We start from the raw sequence: 16,676 nt of genomic DNA on the forward strand, positions 1-16,676 counted from the left end.
TTTTTCAGGTACACCCATCACCGCGTCGTCCGTGTTCCCGTCGGTACGAGAGAAGGCAAGCCCCATGAATTTCGCCCCGCTCCCCTCGGTGGACGCCGAGGCTGTCCCGGCCGACGGTCTGGTGCTCGACGTCCGGGAGGACGACGAGTGGGAGGCCGGTCATGCCGAGGGTGCGCTGCACATCCCGATGAGCGCTTTCGTGGCCCGCTTCGGTGAGGTCACCGAGGCCGTTGCCGAGGGCCGCCGTGCCCATGTGATGTGCCGGGTCGGCGGCCGGTCCGCCCAGGTCACCCAGTACCTGGTGCAGCAGGGCATCGACGCCGTCAACATCGACGGCGGGATGCAGGCCTGGGAGGCCGCCGGACGCCCTGTGATCACCAAGGACGGAACCCCGGGCTTCGTCCTCTAGGGCCTGCCTTTCGGATCAGGCCGTAGCCCTTCTCCCGCCCGCCCTCTTCCCGTCCTCACGCTCCCAGCGGGTGGGCGGCGAGCAGGTCGCCCAGAGCCTCCTCATGGGCCGCGGCCGGGCCGAGTGAGAGCTCCAGCTGTTTGGCCCAGGCGTGGTAGCGGTGGAGCGGGTAGTCGGTGTCGGCGCCGAAGCCGCCGTGCAGATGCTGCGCGGTCTGGACGACACGGCGTACGCCTTCGGCCGCCCAGATCTTCGCGACCGCGATGTCCCCGGCGGGGGGCAGGGCCCCTCCCGCCCCGCTGCCGATCCGCCAGGCGGCCTGCCACAGGGTCGCCTCCATGGCACGCAGGTCGATGTACCGGTCGGCGGCCTGGACGGCCACGGCCTGGAAGGTCGCGACGGGGAAGCCGAACTGTTCGCGCTTGCTGGTGTATTCGCTCGTCATGGAGAGCACGCGCTCGCCGAGGCCGAGTGCCAGGGCACAGGTCCCCGTGGCGAGCAGCCCGCGCAGCCACTCCCAGGCCCCGTCGGCTTCGATCAGCGCTTCGCTCTCGAGACGGACGGAGTCCAGCCGGACCTCGGCGAGTAGTTCGCCGGTGGTGGAGATCTGCTCGGCGAGCGACAGGCCGCCATGGGTGCGGGGTACGAGGGCCAGGACTGCCCGGCCGTGGGCGTTGTGCGCGGGAACGGCGATCAGATCGGCGCACTGAGCCCAGGGCACCGCTGTCTGCACCCCGTCGAGGACCCAGACCTCGCCTTCGCGGCGGGCGGTGACGGCGAGCTCGGCGGGGTCATGGCCGGTGCGGCCATTGGCCCCGGCGGTCAGCACCAGTTCTCCGCGGCCGATCCGGGGGAGGACGGTGGAGCCCAGCCCGGCGCTGCCGAAGCGCTGTACGGCCATGGCGACCGCGCTCGTCTCCAGCAGCGGTACCCGGGCCAGCACCTTGGCCGACTCGCGCAGCACCAGGCACAGTGCGATGGGGTCCAGGCCCGCCCCGCCGTGCTCGGGGGCGAGCACCAGGCTCAGCAGATCGGCACCCGCGAGCCTGGCCCACAGCGGCCGGTCGAACTCGTCGGCCACCGCACCCGCGGTCAGCGCGGGGCTCGGCACCCCGTCGGGCGCCACGCCCGAGAAGACGGCCTTCGCCGCCTCGACGGCCGCTTGCTGCTCCTCGGTGAAGGTGAAGTCCACAGCCCTGTCCTCCCGCGCACCGGTCCTGCCTGATCTGACGGATCGTCAAGATAGAACAGGTTCTAGCGGAAGGGAATGGCGCCGACCGTGCCGTCCGCCGCGGTCAGCGGCAAGGGTCAGCGGTCGAAGTCCAGCTCCACCTCGGACGTCACCGGATGCGACTGGCAGGCCAGGACATAACCCGCCTCCGTCTCGTCCTGCTCCAGGGCGAAGTTCCGGTCCATCCGGACCTCTCCCGCGACCAGGAACGCCCGGCAGGTCCCGCACACCCCGCCCTTGCAGGCGTACGGCGCGTCGGAGCGGGACCGCAGCACCGTCTCCAGCAGCGACTCCCCTTCCCGCACCGGCCACTTGCCCGAGCGGCCGTCGAGCGTCGCCGTCAGCGTGCTGTGCGCGGGTGCGGCGGCCGGGGCCGGGGCGGGGGCCTCGTCCACATGGAAGATCTCCTCGTGGATGCGGCTCCGGTCCACGCCCAGTCCGCGCAGCGCCCGCTCCGCGCCCTGGACGAGCCCGAACGGTCCGCACAGGAACCAGCCGTCCACCTCCGGCACCGCGAGCAGCGCGGGCAGCAGCTCCATCAGCCGCTCCTGGTCGAGCCGCCCCGACGGCAATCCCGCCTGCTGCTCCTCCCGGGAGAGCACGGTGACCAGCTGGAAGCGGTCCGGGTAGCGGTCCTTCAGGTCGGCGACCTCCTCCAGGAACATCGTCGACGCCGCCGTGCGGTCGCTGCGGATCAGACAGAAGCGCGCCCGGGGCTCGCGGGCGAGCAGCGTCGCCGCCATCGACAGCACCGGCGTGATGCCGCTGCCGCCGACGATCGCCGCGAAGTGCCCGGCGCGCGGCGCCAGGACGAACCGGCCGGTCGGCTGCATGGCCTCCACGGTGTCCCCGACGGACAGTTCCTTGAGCGCGTACGTGGAGAACTCGCCGCCGTCGACCAGCCGGATGCCCACGCGCAGTACGGGATCCTCGCCGGCGGGGGCTGCCGGGGCGCAGATCGAGTACGTACGGCGGATCTCCTCGCCGGTCGGCCCCGTGCGGCGCAGGGCGATGTGCTGGCCTGGCGTATGGCGGAAGGCGTCGCGCAGCTCGGCCGGGACCGTGAGGGTGACGGCCACCGAGTCGTCCGTCAGCCGCTCGACGCCGCTGACCCGGAGCGGATGGAACATCTACAACTCCTTGAAGTGGTCGAACGGTTCACGGCAGGCCACACAGCGGCGCAGCGCTTTGCACGCGGTGGAGGAGAACCGGCTCAGCAGCTCCGTGTCCGTGGAGCCGCAGTGCGGGCAGCGCACCGAAAGCGTCAGCGGGACGGACCCGTCCGTGGCGCGGGGCCGGGGCGGGGCTATCCCGAACTCCGCGAGCTTGCGCCGGCCCTCCGCGCTGATGTCGTCCGTCGACCAGGCCGGTGAGAGCACCTTGACGACCGAAACGTCCGGTATCCCATGGTCGTGCAGGACCTGCTCGATGTCCGACGTCATCGTCTCGATCGCCGGGCAGCCGGTGTAGGTGGGGGTGAGCTCGACCTCGACCCGGCCGGGGCCGAGGATCTGCACCCCGCGCAGCACTCCGAGCTCCTCCAGCGACAGCACGGGCAGCTCGGGGTCGGGCACGGACCCGGCCAGCCTGCGCAGCTCGGCCTCCAGCGGCGTGTCGGTCACCATGACGCCCCCGGGTGACTGCGGTGCAGATGCTGCATCTCGGCGAGCATCCGCCCGAACGGCTCCGTGTGCAGCCCCTGCCGCCCGGCGCCCGCCGACCAGGCTCCGGTGTCCGCCGTGTCCGGCACCCGCAGCGTCGCTCGCCCCAGCACGGCCGTCACCGACTCGAGCCACTCCACGCGCAGCGCGGATGGGTCCACGTCCAGGCCCTCCACCGGCTGGAACATCTCGCCGGTGAACCGCCACAGGGCGTCGCACGCCCGCTGCATCCGCTCATGGCTCTCGGCCGTGCCGTCGCCGAGCCGCAGGGTCCACTGCTCGGCGTGGTCCTGGTGGTAGGCGACTTCCTTGACCGCCTTCGCCGCCAGTGCCGCGAATGCGCCGTCCCCCGCCGCCAGCTGCCGGAACAGCAGCCGCTGGAACGTGGAGAAGTACAGCTGGCGCGCGATGGTGTGCGCGAAGTCGCCGTTCGGCTGCTCGACCAGCTGGAGGTTGCGGAAGGAGCGCTCCTCGCGGAGGTATGCCAGCTCGTCCTCGTCGCCGGCCATGGAGAGCAGGGTCCTGGCCTGTCCGAGCAGATCGAGCGCGATATTGGCCAGCGCGACCTCTTCCTCCAGGACCGGGGCGTGCCCGGCCCACTCCCCCAGCCGGTGCGAGAGCACCAGAGCGTCGTCGCCCAGCGCGAGTGCGGCGGTGTTCACGGCGGTCGTCACAGGTGCTTCACCCCCTCCGGGATCTCGTAGAAGGTCGGGTGCCGGTACGGCTTGTCGGCGGCCGGCTCGAAGAACGGGTCCTTCTCGTCGGGTGAGGAGGCGGTGACCGCGGTGGAGGGCACGACCCAGATCGAGACGCCCTCGCTGCGGCGCGTGTAGAGATCGCGGGCGTTGCGCAGCGCCATCGCGGCGTCCGGCGCGTGCAGGCTGCCCGCGTGGGTGTGCGAGAGCCCGCGGCGGGAGCGCACGAACACCTCCCACAGTGGCCAGTCGGTCGAGCTGCTCATGCCGTCGCCTCCACATGCTCTTCGTCGCGCTTGCCGGCCCGGGTCGTCTTCGCGGCATGGGCCGCGGCCGCCTCCCGGACCCAGGCGCCTTCCTCATGGGCCTTGCGGCGCTGGGTGATCCGCTGGTCGTTGCAGGGGCCGTTGCCCTTCAGGACCTGCCAGAACTCGTCCCAGTCGATCGCCCCGAAGTCGTAGTGCCCGCGCTCCTCGTTCCAGCGCAGATCCGGGTCCGGGAGGGTCAGGCCCAGCGCCTCGGCCTGGGGGACGCAGATGTCCACGAAGCGCTGGCGCAGCTCGTCGTTGGAATGCCGCTTGATCTTCCAGGCCATGGACTGAGCCGAGTGCGCCGACGCGTCGTCCGGCGGGCCGAACATCATCAGCGAGGGCCACCACCAGCGGTCCACCGCGTCCTGCGCCATCTCGTGCTGCGCGGCGGTGCCCCGGGACAGGGTGAGCAGCAGCTCGTACCCCTGGCGCTGGTGGAAGGACTCCTCCTTGCAGATCCGGACCATCGCGCGGGCGTACGGGCCGTAGGAGCAGCGGCACAGCGGCACCTGGTTGGTGATCGCGGCGCCGTCCACCAGCCAGCCGATCGCGCCGACGTCCGCCCAGGTCAGGGTCGGGTAGTTGAAGATCGACGAGTATTTCTGGCGGCCGGAGTGGAGCTTGTCGAGCAGCTCGTCGCGGCCGGTGCCGAGGGTCTCCGTCGCGCTGTAGAGATACAGCCCGTGGCCGGCTTCGTCCTGCACCTTGGCCATGAGGATCGCCTTGCGGCGCAGGGAGGGCGCGCGCGTGATCCAGTTCGCCTCGGGCTGCATGCCGATGATTTCCGAATGGGCGTGCTGGGCCATCTGGCGGACCAGCGAGGCGCGGTAGTCGTCGGGCATCCAGTCGCGCGGCTCGATGCGCTCGTCGGCGGCCACAGCAGCGTCGAACCGCTCCTGGGGCGTCATCGCCACAGTCGTCTCTGGAGTCACTGCTGGCAGCGCTGTCATCAGATCCCCTACCGACCGATCGTTCGGTTGAATGGCTTCAATGGTGAGTCTGAGGCCCGTAGGGTGTCAACCCTGTGGATAACTGAGTGAGCGGTCGACCGGGTGACCGAGCGAACCGAGTGACCGATGGGGATCGGGGCGGGATGGACTCGTACGGCAACGAGGGCGCCAGGCGCGACGAGGCGCCTTCGGGCGACGGTGGCGCACGCGGCGGGGCAGGTGCCCCTGGTGAGGCCGGTGCGCGCAGCGGGACCGATGCCCGTGACGACGGCGGTACGCAGGGCGGGATAGCGAGCCTCTCGCTCCCGTACCAGGTGGTGGCGGCGGTCGCCCTCGCGCTCATCGGCGTCCTCGGCTGCGTCCATCTGGGGATGGTCTTTCTGCATGTCGCGCCCTCCAACACCGTGACCAAGCAGCACGGCAAGGCGATCGACGAGTGGATCTACCCCGAGTTCGAGCAGAACTGGAAGCTCTTCGCCCCCAACCCACTGCAGCAGAACATCGCCGTCCAGGCACGCGCGGAGATCGCCGGCAGTGACGGCGGCCGCAGGACCACCGAGTGGATCGACCTCTCGGCCGAGGACGGCGAGGACATCCGCGGCAATCTCCTCCCCAGCCACGTCCACCAGAACGAACTGCGCAGGGGCTGGGACTTCTACGCCAACTCGCACACCGACGACAACCGGCCGAACGGTCTGCGCGGCCAGCTCTCCGAGCGCTACGTCCGCCGCATCGTCATGCTGCGCCTTGACGGCCGTGACCTCGGCGGAAGGGTGGAGCGCATCCAGCTGCGCGCCGTCACGCGCTCCGTCGCGGCACCGGCGTGGAGCAAGGAGAAGACGGACACCAAGCCGTACTACCGGGTGCTGCCCTGGTGGACGGTGACCAGCGCGGATCTGCCCATGGGCATACGCGACGACGCCATGGGCGGCACGGAGGCCGGCAAGTGACCCAGACCCTCGAGCACGGTCCGCTCGGCCGCGCGCCCCGTGACCGTGCGCCCCTCGACCGTGAGCCGGTCGACCGCAGGCTGGCACGCGCCATCCACCGCGTGACCTCGTCCGCCCTCGGCCCGTACCAGAGCGCGGTCGTCCGGATCGGCTTCGCCGCCACCTGGCTGCTCTTCCTGCTGCGCGAGCTGCCCTACCGCCGGGAGCTGTACGGGCCCGAGAGCCCGTGGGGCTGGGACATGGCCCAGCAGCTGATCGCCAACAACCACGCCTTCACCGTGCTGATGTGGTCCGACAGCACGGTCTGGTTCGAGGTCGTGTACGCCCTCGCCGTACTCTCCAGCGCGCTGCTGATGCTCGGCTGGCGCACGCGCACGATGTCCGTGCTCTTCCTGGTCGGCGTGCTGTCGCTGCAGAACCGGTCCATCTTCATGGGCGACGGCGGCGACAACGTGATCCACCTGATGGCGATCTATCTCGTGCTGACGCGCTGCGGTCAGGTGTGGTCACTCGATGCCCGCAGGAGGGGCCGTGCCGCCGCGCGCGGGCAGGCCCGGGTACGGGATGCGGCGGGACCGGTGCTGTGGTCGGTTCTCGGCGTGGTCCTCCTCCTGGGGACGGTGGTCGACCGGATCGGCGGGGAATGGTGGATCCCCGTCCTGCTCTGGGGGCTGTGGATCATCCACGGTGTTTGGTGGGCGGTTAACCGCTACGCGCCCGGCAGCGAGCCGCGCACGCTGCTCGACATCCTCGCCAATCTCACCCACAACGCCGCGCTCGTCGTGATCATGGCCGAGGTCTGCCTGATCTACGCCACCGCCGGCTGGTACAAGATCCAGGGCTCGCGCTGGCAGGACGGCAGCGCGCTGTACTACCCGCTCAAGCTCGACTACTTCACGCCCTGGCCGGCGCTCTCGGACATCCTCGCCGCCAGCGGGCTGATCGTGATGCTGCTGACGTACGGGACGGTCATCGTGCAGGTCGCCTTCCCCTTCACGCTGTTCAACCGGAAGGTCAAGAACGTCCTGCTCGTGGCCATGATGCTGGAGCACGCCGGCATCGCCGTGCTGCTAGGCCTCCCCTTCTTCTCGCTCGCGATGATCGCCGCGGACGCGGTCTTCCTGCCGACGGCGTTCCTGCTGTGGCTCGGTGCCCGGGCCGCCTACGGGCGGGACCGGCTGCTGCGCCGGCGGCAGCCGGTGCCCGGGCCACGCGGTACCCCCGAGGAGCAGCCCGCACGTACCCTCGTCGGGTGAGCAGCGAGACCCAGGCACCCGTGCAGTACGACGACGGCTACGGCCACGAGGTCGGCGTCGGACCCCATCCGCACCCCTGGCCCGAGGGCCCTCGGTACGACACCGAGCTGCTCGCCGACGGGGACCGGCGCAATGTGGCCGACCAGTACCGGTACTGGACGCGGGAGGCGATCGTCGCCGACCTGGACACCCGCCGCCATGACTTCCACGTGGCGGTGGAGAACTGGGGCCACGACTTCAACATCGGGTCCGTGGTGCGCACCGCCAACGCCTTCCTGGCCAAGGAGATCCACATCGTGGGGCGGCGGCGCTGGAACCGGCGCGGTGCGATGGTCACCGACCGGTACCAGCATGTCCGCCACCACCCGGACACGCGGTCGCTGACCGCCTGGGCGCTGTCCGAGCAGCTGCCGATCATCGGGATCGACAATCTGCCGGGCGCCGTCCCGCTGGAGCGCACCGAGCTGCCCAGGCGGTGCGTGCTCCTGTTCGGGCAGGAGGGGCCGGGGCTGACCGAGGAGGCCCGCGAGCACGCCGCGATGGTCTGCTCGATCGCCCAGTTCGGCTCGACCCGCTCGATCAACGCGGGAGCGGCGGCCGCGATCGCGATGCACGCGTGGGTGCAGCGGTACGCCCAGATCCCGGGCCCGACGGCCTGAGCCGCCAGCAGGCCCCGGCCCTGACGGCCTGAGCCGTGAGCCGCCCGCCGGGCCCCGGCCCGGTCCCCGCGCCCCGACCGAGGCACGGGGGACGCGGGCGCCGGGCTTCGTCACGCCTGGCGGCGGACCTCCACCACGCGGAAGCGGTTCGAGACGAACGCGCCGTCGCACAGCGCGGCATTCGCCGCCGGGTTCCCGCCGGAGCCGTGGAAGTCCGAGAAGGCCGCCGTCTGGTTCACGTAGACCCCACCGGTCAGATTGAGCGAGAGCTGCGCGGACTCCTCCAGGCAGACCTCCTCGACCGCCCGCTCGGTGTCGGCCGATGTCGTGTACGCCCCGACCGTCATGGCGCCCTTGTCGCGCACCGTGCGACGCAGCAGCTCCAGCGCCTCGCCCGTCGAGTCGACGGCCACCGCGAAGGACACCGGACCGAAGCACTCCGACAGATACGCCGCCTCGTCCTCGGCACCGTCCCAGTACTTCCTCGCGCCGTCCAGCTTGACGATCACGGGCGTACGCACCACGGCCTGCGGAAACTCGGGGTTGGTGACCTCGCGCGAGGCCAGGGCCGCCTCGCCCAGAGCGGACGCCGCCTCCAGCCGGGCCTTCACATCGGGATTGACCAGCGCGCCCAGCAGCGCGTTCGCCCGGGCGTCGTCGCCGAGCAGACCGTCCACCGCGGCGGCCAGGTCGGCGACCACCTCGTCGTACGACTTGTGGCCGGCGTCCGTCGCGATGCCGTCGCGCGGGACCAGCAGGTTCTGCGGGGTGGTGCACATCTGGCCGCTGTAGAGCGACAGGGAGAACGCCAGGTTGGACAGCATTCCCTTGTAGTTGTCGGTGGAGTCGATCACCACCGTGTTGACGCCGGCCTTCTCCGTGTAGACCTGGGCCTGGCGGGCGTTGGTCTCCAGCCAGTCGCCGAAGGACGTGGAGCCCGTGTAGTCGATGATCTTGACCTCGGGCCGGACGGCGAGGATCTTGGCGATGCCCTCGCCGGGGCGCTCGGCGGCCAGCGCGACCAGGTTCGGATCGAAGCCCGCCTCGGCCAGCACCTCGCGCGCGACCCGGACCGTCATCGCCAGCGGGAGGACGGCGCGCGGGTGCGGCTTGACCAGGACGGGGTTGCCGGTGGCCAGCGAGGCGAACAGGCCGGGGTAGCCGTTCCACGTCGGGAAGGTGTTGCAGCCGATCAGCAGGGAGATGCCGCGGGGGGCCGCGGTGAAGGCCTTGCGCAGCTCCAGGGGGTCGCGCTTGCCCTGCGGCTTGCTCCAGTCGGCCGCGGCGGGGGTGCGCGTCTGCTCCTGGTAGGCGTACGCCACCGCCTCCAGACCGCGGTCCTGCGCGTGCGGGCCGCCCGCCTGGAAGGCCATCATGAACGCCTGGCCGCTCGTGTGCATGACCGCGTGCGCGAACTCGTGCGTCCGTGCTCCGATGCGCGAAAGGATCTCGATACAGACCAGGGCGCGGGTCTCGGGGCCGGCATCGCGCCAGGCCGCCATGCCGGCGCGCATCGCCGGCAGCAGGACTTCGAGGTCCGGGTGCGGATACTCGACGCCCAGCTCCGGCCCGTACGGCGACACTTCGCCGCCGGTCCAGCCGTCGGTGCCGGGCTGGTCGAGCTCGAAGCGCTTGCCGAGCAGGGCCTTGTAGGCCTCGAGCCCGTCGGCAGCGCCGGTCTCGCCGTACGCCTTCGGGTGCTCGGGGTGCGGTGACCAGTACGCCCGCGAGCGGATCGCGTCGAGGGCCTGGTCGAGCGTGGGCCGGTGGGTCTCGGTCAGCTGCATGAAAGACCAACTCCTCGATGAGCTGGGCAGGGAAACGCGGACAGGGTTAGATTAACCGAACGATCGGTCGGGACAAGAGGGCCCCGCAGAACCTGTGGACAACTTTTGTAGGGGAGGATCACACTCATGACCGCCATCGACGCCGCCACCGCCACGAGTGCCGGCCATGCCATCGCGACGAGCCGCGCCGTCGCCGTCGTGGGCACCGGCACCATGGGCCAGGGCATAGCCCAGGTCGCGCTCGTCGCCGGCCACCTCGTACGTCTCTACGACGCGGTCCCCGAGCGCGCACAGCAGGCCGCGGACGCGATCGGCGGCCGTCTGGACCGGCTGGTCGAGAAGGGGCGTCTGGACGCAGCGGAACGCGACGTGGCCCGAGGCCGGCTCCACCCCGCCACGGAGCTCACCGAGCTCGCCGACGCCGCGCTCGTCATCGAGGCCGTCGTCGAGCAACTGCACATCAAGCAGGAGCTCTTCACCGAGCTGGAGAAGATCGTCGCGGACGACTGCCTCCTCGCCACGAACACCTCCTCCCTCTCCGTCACCGCCATCGCCGGTGCTCTGCGCCTGCCCGGCCGGTTCGTCGGACTGCACTTCTTCAACCCGGCCCCGCTGCTCCCCCTCGTCGAGGTCGTCAGCGGCTTCGCCACCGACGAGACCGCCGCCACGCGCGCCTACCGGACGGCGAAAGCCTGGGGCAAGACCCCGGTGCGCTGCGCCGACACCCCCGGTTTCATCGTCAACCGCATCGCGCGCCCCTTCTACGCCGAGGCCCTGCGGGTGTACGAGGAGCGGGGCGCCGACCCCGCCACGATCGACGCCGTGCTGCGCGAGTCGGGCGGCTTCAGGATGGGCCCCTTCGAGCTCACCGATCTGATCGGGCAGGACGTGAACGAGGCGGTGACCCGTTCCGTGTGGGAGTCCTTCTTCCAGGACCCGAAGTTCACACCGTCCCTCGCCCAGCGCCGCCTGGTCGAGTCCGGACGCCTCGGCCGCAAGTCGGGCCAGGGCTGGTTCTCGTACGAGACCGGGGCCGAGCGGCCCGTGCCGCACACCGCTCCGCCCACCGAGCCGCCCCCGCACATCACCGTGGAGGGCGACCTGGGTCCGGCCGGCGAGCTGGTCGAGCTGTTCCGCGAGGCCGGTATCACCGTGCACGAGGAGGACGAGGACCGCGGGACCCGCATCCTGCTGCCGAGCGGCGGGCAGCTGGCGCTCGCCGACGGCCAGACGTCCGCCGAGTTCCGCGATGTCGTCTACTTCGACCTGGCGCTCGACTACCGGAAGGCGACCCGGATCGCCCTGTCCGCGTCCGAGGTCACCGGGTGGGAGACGCTGCGGCAGTCGATCGGCCTGTTCCAGGCCCTCGGCAAGAACGTGAGTGTCATCGGCGACGTGCCGGGCATGATCGTCGCGCGGACGGTCGCGATGCTCGTGGACCTCGCGGCCGACGCCGTCGCCAAGGGCGTCGCTTCCGCCGAGGACATCGACACGGCGATGCGGCTCGGCGTCAACTATCCTGTCGGCCCGGTCGAATGGGGCCGCAGGCTCGGCCGCTCCTGGGCGCACGAGCTGCTCGACGAGCTCCACGAACGCGTGCCCACCGGCCGCTACGCGCCGTCCCTGGGGCTCTATCGCCAGTCGTACGTCCGGACGGGGGAGCAGGCCTCATGACGACCGCCAAGCGCGACACGTACACGCCGGAGACGCTGCTGTCCGTCGCCGTCCGGGTCTTCAACGAGCGCGGTTACGACGGCACCTCCATGGAGCACCTCTCCAAGGCCGCGGGGATCTCCAAGTCGTCGATATACCACCATGTCGCGGGCAAGGAGGAGCTGCTGCGCCGGGCGGTCAGCCGCGCCCTCGACGGGCTCTTCGGCATCCTCGACGAGCCGGGGGCGGTGCGCGGGCGAGCCATAGAGCGCGTCGAGTACGTGACGCGGCGCACCGTCGAGGTGCTGATGGCCGAGCTGCCCTACGTGACCCTCCTGCTGCGCGTGCGCGGCAACACCAGGACCGAGCGCTGGGCGCTGGAACGGCGCCGTGAGTTCGACCACCGGGTCGCCGATCTGCTCAAGGCCGCCGCGGCCGAGGGGGATCTGCGCGCCGACATGGACATGAGGCTGGCGACCCGGCTGCTGTTCGGCATGGTCAACTCCCTGGTGGAGTGGTACCGGCCGCAGGCCGGCGCCGGGTACGACCGCGATCAGGTCGCCGACGCGGTCGTACGGCTCGCCTTCGACGGGCTGCGCACGGGTCCGTGACCAGCCTCTGAGGGCCGGGACGGACCACACCTCAGGAGGTGTGGTCCGGGTCCAGATCGGTCTCCTCGAAGACCAGCAGCGTCCGGGTGGAGAGCACCTCGGGGATCGACTGGAGCTTGGTCAGGACGAGTTCGCGCAGGGTGCGGTTGTCCGGCGTGTGGACGAGCAGCAGTACGTCGAAATCGCCGCTGACCAGAGCGATGTGGGCGGCGCCGGGGAGCGCCTGGAGCTGCTCGCGCACCGTCCGCCAGGAGTTCTGCACGATCTTGAGGGTGATGTAGGCGGAGGCGCCGTGCCCCGCGCGCTCGTGGTTCACCCGGGCGCTGAACCCGCGGATCACGCCGTCGTCGATGAGCCGGTTGATCCGGGCGTACGCGTTGGCGCGCGAGACGTGCACCCGCTCGGCCACGGAGCGTATCGAGGCGCGCCCGTCGGTCTGCAGGATGCGGAGGATGTCGCGGTCGATCGCGTCGAGCGGGCGGGGCGGTGGGCCCTGGTCCGCTCCGATGAAGGACCCGTTCACGACCTCGTACACGGTGCTGTCCCCGCCGTCGGCCATTTGTTCAGCTGTCACGTCCCCCCGCCTTTCTGCCATGGACGACCTGCTCCTATCCCAGGCTGTGGAGAACCGTTTGTCCACAGGCTGAAGGTGCCTGTAGCCAAAATGCGCCCACGACCGAACAATCGGTAGGTGAGGCGCCCCACACTCCGCGCCCTTCACGGGTCCTTATGCCCGCTCCCACGAGGAGGTGCTCGCGTTGAAGAAGAGCAGCATGTCGGTCCAAGAGCGGCCGGGTGGCGCCTACCGGCCCACCCCGCCGCCGGCGTGGAAGCCGCGCACCGACCCCGCGCCGCTGCTCCCGGACCCCGAGCCGTACCGGATTCTCGGTACGCAGGACGTGTCCGGGACCGACCCCGAGCTGCTGCTGCGGCTGTACGCCGAGCTGGTGCGCGGCCGCAGGTACAACGCGCAGGCGACCGCGCTCACCAAGCAGGGCCGGCTCGCCGTCTACCCGTCCAGCACCGGCCAGGAGGCGTGCCAGGTCGCAGCCGCGCTCGCCCTTCAGGCCCACGACTGGCTCTTCCCCAGCTACCGGGACACCCTGGCGGCCGTGGCCCGCGGCCTCGATCCCGTCCAGGCCCTCACGCTCCTGCGCGGCGACTGGCACACCGGCTACGACCCGCGCGAGCACCGCATAGCGCCCCTGTGCACCCCGCTCGCCACCCAGCTGCCGCACGCCGTGGGCCTGGCGCACGCGGCGCGCCTCAAGGGCGACGACGTCGTCGCGCTCGCCATGGTCGGCGACGGCGGCACCAGCGAGGGCGACTTCCACGAGGCGCTGAACTTCGCCGCGGTATGGCAGGCGCCGGTCGTCTTCCTCGTGCAGAACAACGGCTTCGCGATCTCGGTGCCGCTCGCCAAGCAGACTGCCGCGCCCTCCCTCGCCCACAAGGCAGTCGGTTACGGAATGCCGGGCCGTCTCGTGGACGGCAACGACGCGGTGGCGGTGCACCAGGTGCTGTCCGAGGCCGTCGCGCGGGCGCGGCGCGGTGGCGGTCCGACCCTGGTCGAGGCCGTCACGTACCGGATGGACGCGCATACGAACGCGGATGACGCGACCCGGTACCGGGGCGAGAGCGAGGTCGACGCCTGGCGCGAGCACGATCCGATCCGGCTGTTGGAGGCGGAGCTGACGGGACGCGGGCTGCTCGACGAGGACACCAAGCGGACGGCTGCGGAGGCGGCGGAGACGATGGCGGCGCGCCTGAGGGAGCGGATGAACGCGGACCCGGTGCTCGATCCGATGGACCTGTTCGCGCACGTCTACGCCGAGCAGACCGGCCAGCTGCGGGAGCAGGCGGCGCAGCTGCGAGCAGAGCTGGACGCCGAGGGTACGGACGGCTCGGAGGGCGACGCGCGATGAGCACGGCTGCGGCTACGGCCGCCAAGCAGGCCAAGCCCGCCACCATGGCCCAGGCCCTCCAGCGCGCGATGCGCGACGCGATGGCCGAAGACCCGTCGGTCCATGTCATGGGCGAGGACGTCGGCACGCTCGGGGGTGTCTTCCGGATCACGGACGGGCTCGCGAAGGAGTTCGGCGAGGACCGCTGCACGGACACCCCGCTCGCCGAGGCCGGGATCCTCGGGACGGCCGTCGGCATGGCGATGTACGGGTTGCGGCCCGTGGTCGAGATGCAGTTCGACGCGTTCGCCTATCCGGCGTTCGAGCAGCTCATCAGCCATGTTTCGCGGATGCGGAACCGTACGCGGGGCGCGATGCCGCTGCCGATCACGGTGCGGGTGCCCTACGGCGGCGGGATCGGCGGAGTCGAGCACCACAGCGACTCCTCCGAGGCGTACTACATGGCTACTCCGGGGCTCCATGTCGTCACGCCCGCGACGGTCGACGACGCGTACGGGCTGCTGCGGGCCGCGATCGCCTCGGACGACCCCGTGGTCTTCCTCGAGCCCAAGCGGCTGTACTGGTCCAAGTCGGACTGGTCGCCGCAGGCGCCGGCGGCCGTGGAGCCGATAGGCCGGGCGGTGGTGCGGCGCCAGGGCCGCAGCGCCACGCTCATCACCTACGGGCCGTCGCTGCCGGTCTGCCTGGAGGCGGCCGAGGCGGCGCGGGCCGAGGGCTGGGACCTGGAGGTGGTCGATCTGCGCTCGCTCGTGCCGTTCGACGACGAGACGGTGTGCGCGTCGGTGCGGCGTACGGGCCGGGCGGTCGTCGTCCATGAGTCGCCCGGGTTCGGCGGGCCGGGCGGGGAGATAGCGGCTCGGGTCACCGAGCGCTGCTTCCACCATCTGGAGGCGCCTGTGCTGCGGGTGGCCGGCTTCGACATTCCCTACCCGCCGCCCATGCTGGAGCGGCACCATCTGCCCGGTGTGGACCGGGTGCTGGACGCGGTGGCGCGGCTGCAGTGGGAGGCGGGGAGCTGATGGCCCAGGTGCTCGAATTCAAGCTGCCGGACCTCGGTGAGGGGCTGACGGAGGCGGAGATCGTGCGCTGGCTGGTCGCGGTCGGCGATGTCGTCGCCGTGGACCAGCCGGTCGTCGAGGTCGAGACGGCCAAGGCGATGGTGGAGGTGCCGTGCCCGTACGCGGGCGTGGTGACCGCGCGCTTCGGCGAGGAGGGCACGGAGCTGCCGGTCGGGGCGCCGCTGCTGACGGTCGCGGTGGGCCCGGCGGAGCCGGGGCGGGGTTCGGGGGACTCGGCCCCCGCCCCGGCTGCCTCCGGGGCGAGCGGTGCCCCCCAGGACGAGTCCTCGGGCAATGTGCTGGTGGGTTACGGCACGGGGGCGCCCGCGGCGCGGCGCCGCCGGATCCGGCCGACGCCCCTGCCGGGTACGACGCGCACGTCGGGTGCCCCCGGGGCGCGCGGGACGGATCGGGCGGATGCCGCCTTCGTGGGGCAGGAGCCTTCGTGGGACACGGCCGGTCAGGGGGCCGGGGCGCGGTCGAACGGTGCGCACACGCTTCCCGAGCCCCTGTGGGACAGCGTGGTGGAGAGCCCGGCGCCCGATGCGGGGCTGCGTGGACCCGCCGTCGAAGGGCCCGTGGCGGTGATATCGCCGTTGGTGCGGCGGCTGGCCAGGGAGAACGGCATCGATCTGCGGGCGCTGCGGGGGTCCGGGCCCGACGGGCTGATTCTGCGGGCCGATGTGGAGCACGCGGTGCGGGAGTCCGTCCGTCCCGCCGCACCGGAGCCGGAGGCGCAGCCGGTGCCGGTCGTGTCCGCCGCTCCCGCCGCTCCCGCCGAGGAGCGGATCCCATTGCGCGGCGTGCGCGGGGCCGTGGCGGAGAAGCTGTCCCGCAGTCGGCACGAGATACCCGACGCGACCTGCTGGGTCGACGCGGACGCGACGGAGCTCATGGCGGCGCGCTCGGCGCTGAACGCGGCGGGCGGGCCGAAGATCTCCGTCATCGCCCTGCTCGCGCGGATCTGTACGGCCGCACTCGCGCGCTTCCCCGAGCTCAACTCCAGGGTGGACACGGCCGCCAGGGAGATCGTGCGGCTGCCCGGGGTACACCTCGGCTTCGCTGCCCAGACCGACCGTGGCCTGGTCGTTCCGGTCGTCCGGGACGCGCATGCCCGTAACGCCGAGTCACTGAGCGCCGAGTTCGCGAGGCTGACCGACAAGGCACGGCAGGGCAGCCTCACCCCGGCCGACCTCACGGGAGGCACGTTCACTCTGAACAACTACGGGGTGTTCGGTGTCGACGGCTCCACGCCGATCATCAACCACCCGGAGGCGGCGATGCTCGGGGTCGGCCGGATCGTGCCGAAGCCCTGGGTGCATCGGGGTGAGCTCGCGGTCCGGCAGGTCGTGCAGCTCTCGCTCACCTTCGACCATCGGGTGTGTGACGGCGGCACGGCGGGCGGTTTCCTGCGCTACGTGGCCGACTGCGTGGAGAATCCGGCGGTGCTCCTGCGCACGCTGTAGCCTCACGCGGCCCGAGAGGGCCGGACCCACCCCGGCCGGTTCCGTATCGGTGAT

General features: G+C 71.5%; 17 protein-coding genes. 9 read left to right on the plus strand and 8 right to left on the minus strand.

All coding sequences use genetic code 11. The features are described from left to right. Window positions 1-64: 64 nt before the first annotated feature. On the plus strand, window positions 65-409 hold the full coding sequence (locus ABT342_RS06815; protein WP_351568022.1) for a rhodanese-like domain-containing protein: 345 nt from the start codon (window positions 65-67) through the stop codon (window positions 407-409). Window positions 410-464: 55 nt separating this feature from the next. On the opposite strand, the gene ABT342_RS06820 is transcribed toward ABT342_RS06815, so the two are convergent. The 6 genes from ABT342_RS06820 to paaA form a co-directional block, all read right to left on the minus strand. Next, on the minus strand, window positions 465-1,601 hold the full coding sequence (locus tag ABT342_RS06820) for an acyl-CoA dehydrogenase family protein (protein WP_351568025.1): 1,137 nt from the start codon (window positions 1,599-1,601) through the stop codon (window positions 465-467). Window positions 1,602-1,717: 116 nt separating this feature from the next. Then, window positions 1,718-2,770, minus strand: a complete 1,053-nt coding sequence (locus tag ABT342_RS06825) for a 2Fe-2S iron-sulfur cluster-binding protein (RefSeq protein WP_351568028.1) — start codon at window positions 2,768-2,770, stop codon at window positions 1,718-1,720. Then, window positions 2,771-3,265, minus strand: a complete 495-nt coding sequence (gene paaD / locus ABT342_RS06830) for a 1,2-phenylacetyl-CoA epoxidase subunit PaaD (RefSeq protein ID WP_351568031.1) — start codon at window positions 3,263-3,265, stop codon at window positions 2,771-2,773. It abuts the gene before it with no gap. Next, on the minus strand, window positions 3,259-3,975 hold the full coding sequence (gene paaC / locus ABT342_RS06835) for a 1,2-phenylacetyl-CoA epoxidase subunit PaaC (RefSeq protein WP_351568034.1): 717 nt from the start codon (window positions 3,973-3,975) through the stop codon (window positions 3,259-3,261). The genes paaD and paaC overlap by 7 nt, the downstream gene beginning before the upstream one ends. Further along, entirely contained in the window at window positions 3,972-4,262 is a 291-nt protein-coding gene (gene paaB / locus ABT342_RS06840; RefSeq protein ID WP_351568038.1) for a 1,2-phenylacetyl-CoA epoxidase subunit PaaB, read from the minus strand. Before paaB ends, paaC begins: the two co-directional genes overlap by 4 nt. Beyond that, a complete protein-coding gene (gene paaA, locus ABT342_RS06845) occupies window positions 4,259-5,257 on the minus strand; it encodes a 1,2-phenylacetyl-CoA epoxidase subunit PaaA (protein WP_351568041.1) in 999 nt (332 codons plus the stop codon). Before paaA ends, paaB begins: the two co-directional genes overlap by 4 nt. A gap of 143 nt (window positions 5,258-5,400) precedes the next feature. On the opposite strand from paaA, the gene ABT342_RS06850 reads away from it, so the two are divergent. From ABT342_RS06850 to ABT342_RS06860, 3 genes are all read left to right on the plus strand, one after another. Continuing rightward, entirely contained in the window at window positions 5,401-6,207 is an 807-nt protein-coding gene (locus ABT342_RS06850) for a DUF5819 family protein (RefSeq protein ID WP_351568043.1), read from the plus strand. 80 nt (window positions 6,208-6,287) lie between these two features. After that, a complete protein-coding gene (locus tag ABT342_RS06855; protein ID WP_351568155.1) occupies window positions 6,288-7,463 on the plus strand; it encodes an HTTM domain-containing protein in 1,176 nt (391 codons plus the stop codon). Next, complete coding sequence (locus ABT342_RS06860; protein WP_351568046.1) at window positions 7,460-8,122, plus strand: TrmH family RNA methyltransferase; 663 nt, start codon at window positions 7,460-7,462, stop codon at window positions 8,120-8,122. The genes ABT342_RS06855 and ABT342_RS06860 overlap by 4 nt, the downstream gene beginning before the upstream one ends. A 110-nt stretch (window positions 8,123-8,232) precedes the next feature. On the opposite strand, the gene paaN is transcribed toward ABT342_RS06860, so the two are convergent. After that, window positions 8,233-9,909 carry a phenylacetic acid degradation protein PaaN gene (gene paaN, locus ABT342_RS06865; RefSeq protein ID WP_351568049.1) on the minus strand — a complete coding sequence of 559 codons (1,677 nt, stop codon included), beginning with the start codon at window positions 9,907-9,909 and terminating at the stop codon, window positions 8,233-8,235. Between the two features lie 126 nt (window positions 9,910-10,035). On the opposite strand from paaN, the gene ABT342_RS06870 reads away from it, so the two are divergent. Next, window positions 10,036-11,583, plus strand: a complete 1,548-nt coding sequence (locus ABT342_RS06870; protein WP_351568052.1) for a 3-hydroxyacyl-CoA dehydrogenase — start codon at window positions 10,036-10,038, stop codon at window positions 11,581-11,583. Continuing rightward, window positions 11,580-12,173: a TetR/AcrR family transcriptional regulator gene (locus tag ABT342_RS06875; RefSeq protein ID WP_351568055.1), complete on the plus strand. Its 594-nt coding sequence runs from the start codon at window positions 11,580-11,582 to the stop codon at window positions 12,171-12,173. Before ABT342_RS06870 ends, ABT342_RS06875 begins: the two co-directional genes overlap by 4 nt. 31 nt (window positions 12,174-12,204) lie before the next feature. Here ABT342_RS06875 and ABT342_RS06880 read toward each other — a convergent pair whose 3' ends face one another. Continuing rightward, window positions 12,205-12,732 (minus strand): Lrp/AsnC family transcriptional regulator, encoded by a 528-nt coding sequence (locus tag ABT342_RS06880; RefSeq protein WP_351568158.1) that lies wholly within the window; start codon window positions 12,730-12,732, stop codon window positions 12,205-12,207. 214 nt (window positions 12,733-12,946) lie between these two features. Here ABT342_RS06880 and pdhA point away from each other — a divergent pair, with 214 nt between their 5' ends. Genes pdhA through ABT342_RS06895 form a run of 3 tightly spaced genes read left to right on the plus strand, consistent with a single transcriptional unit; the run spans window position 12,947 to window position 16,622 of the window. Next, window positions 12,947-14,098, plus strand: coding sequence for a pyruvate dehydrogenase (acetyl-transferring) E1 component subunit alpha (pdhA, locus tag ABT342_RS06885; RefSeq protein ID WP_351568056.1), 1,152 nt, complete (start codon window positions 12,947-12,949; stop codon window positions 14,096-14,098). Continuing rightward, window positions 14,095-15,117 carry an alpha-ketoacid dehydrogenase subunit beta gene (locus ABT342_RS06890; protein WP_351568058.1) on the plus strand — a complete coding sequence of 341 codons (1,023 nt, stop codon included), beginning with the start codon at window positions 14,095-14,097 and terminating at the stop codon, window positions 15,115-15,117. Before pdhA ends, ABT342_RS06890 begins: the two co-directional genes overlap by 4 nt. After that, window positions 15,117-16,622 carry a dihydrolipoamide acetyltransferase family protein gene (locus ABT342_RS06895; protein WP_351568061.1) on the plus strand — a complete coding sequence of 502 codons (1,506 nt, stop codon included), beginning with the start codon at window positions 15,117-15,119 and terminating at the stop codon, window positions 16,620-16,622. Before ABT342_RS06890 ends, ABT342_RS06895 begins: the two co-directional genes overlap by 1 nt. The last annotated feature ends 54 nt before the right edge of the window (window positions 16,623-16,676 follow it).

This window comes from Streptomyces sp. NPDC000410 (assembly GCF_040300305.1).
In the GTDB taxonomy this organism is placed as follows: Bacteria; Actinomycetota; Actinomycetes; order Streptomycetales; family Streptomycetaceae; genus Streptomyces.

What these genes read in the sequence shown, in the direction of transcription:
- ABT342_RS06870 (WP_351568052.1), top strand. Translation starts at nt 10,036, where the DNA reads ATGACCGCCATCGACGCCGCCACCGCCACGAGTGCCGGCCATGCCATC.
- paaA (WP_351568041.1), bottom strand. Translation starts at nt 5,257, where the DNA reads ATGACAGCGCTGCCAGCAGTGACTCCAGAGACGACTGTGGCGATGACG.
- ABT342_RS06880 (WP_351568158.1), bottom strand. Translation starts at nt 12,732, where the DNA reads ATGGCCGACGGCGGGGACAGCACCGTGTACGAGGTCGTGAACGGGTCC.
- ABT342_RS06815 (WP_351568022.1), top strand. Translation starts at nt 65, where the DNA reads ATGAATTTCGCCCCGCTCCCCTCGGTGGACGCCGAGGCTGTCCCGGCC.
- pdhA (WP_351568056.1), top strand. Translation starts at nt 12,947, where the DNA reads ATGTCGGTCCAAGAGCGGCCGGGTGGCGCCTACCGGCCCACCCCGCCG.
- paaB (WP_351568038.1), bottom strand. Translation starts at nt 4,262, where the DNA reads ATGAGCAGCTCGACCGACTGGCCACTGTGGGAGGTGTTCGTGCGCTCC.
- ABT342_RS06825 (WP_351568028.1), bottom strand. Translation starts at nt 2,770, where the DNA reads ATGTTCCATCCGCTCCGGGTCAGCGGCGTCGAGCGGCTGACGGACGAC.
- ABT342_RS06895 (WP_351568061.1), top strand. Translation starts at nt 15,117, where the DNA reads ATGGCCCAGGTGCTCGAATTCAAGCTGCCGGACCTCGGTGAGGGGCTG.
- ABT342_RS06890 (WP_351568058.1), top strand. Translation starts at nt 14,095, where the DNA reads ATGAGCACGGCTGCGGCTACGGCCGCCAAGCAGGCCAAGCCCGCCACC.
- paaD (WP_351568031.1), bottom strand. Translation starts at nt 3,265, where the DNA reads ATGGTGACCGACACGCCGCTGGAGGCCGAGCTGCGCAGGCTGGCCGGG.
- ABT342_RS06850 (WP_351568043.1), top strand. Translation starts at nt 5,401, where the DNA reads ATGGACTCGTACGGCAACGAGGGCGCCAGGCGCGACGAGGCGCCTTCG.
- ABT342_RS06875 (WP_351568055.1), top strand. Translation starts at nt 11,580, where the DNA reads ATGACGACCGCCAAGCGCGACACGTACACGCCGGAGACGCTGCTGTCC.
- paaN (WP_351568049.1), bottom strand. Translation starts at nt 9,909, where the DNA reads ATGCAGCTGACCGAGACCCACCGGCCCACGCTCGACCAGGCCCTCGAC.